At 43.2% G+C, this 509-nt stretch carries 2 protein-coding genes; both read left to right on the top strand.

The window, feature by feature from the left end; translation table 11 throughout:
- Nucleotides 1–171 (top strand): excisionase (locus tag NE638_RS17860; RefSeq protein ID WP_120173398.1); only part of this gene is annotated, 171 nt, incomplete at its 5' end.
- A gap of 78 nt (nt 172–249) precedes the next feature.
- Nucleotides 250–509 (top strand): integrase DNA-binding domain-containing protein (locus tag NE638_RS17865; RefSeq protein WP_173746882.1); only part of this gene is annotated, 260 nt, incomplete at its 3' end.

Genomic DNA, 509 nt, shown 5'->3' on the forward strand with positions numbered 1-509 from the left:
TACACCCTTACCATTGAAGAAGCGTCAAAATATTTCCGTATCGGAGAAAACAAGTTAAGACGATTGGCAGAGGAAAACAAGGACGCTGGCTGGCTCATTATGAATGGCAACCGCATACAGATTAAACGCCGACAGTTTGAAAAGGTCATTGACAAATTGGACGCAATCTAATGCAAATGAGCCTTGTATGTGTTATGATGAATACAAGTCATATCAAGGCTCTTTCCAACAAGGAAAGGAGCAGACACCATGAAAGAAAAAAGACGGGATAGCAAAGGACGTATCCTGCATACTGGAGAGAGCCAACGAACAGACGGGAAATACTTATATAAATATGTGGACGCATTTGGAAACACAAAATATGTGTATGCTTGGAGATTGACACCCACAGACCCGACACCAAAGGGAAAACGGGAAAAACCCTCACTTCGTGAACTGGAACAGCAGATAAGACGGGATATTGAGGACGGTATCGACAGCACAGGCAAGAAAATGACGCTTTGCCAACT

The sequence above is a fragment of the Blautia sp. MSK.18.38 genome (genome assembly GCF_024460535.1).
Lineage (GTDB): Bacteria > Bacillota > Clostridia > Lachnospirales > Lachnospiraceae > Blautia_A > Blautia_A fusiformis.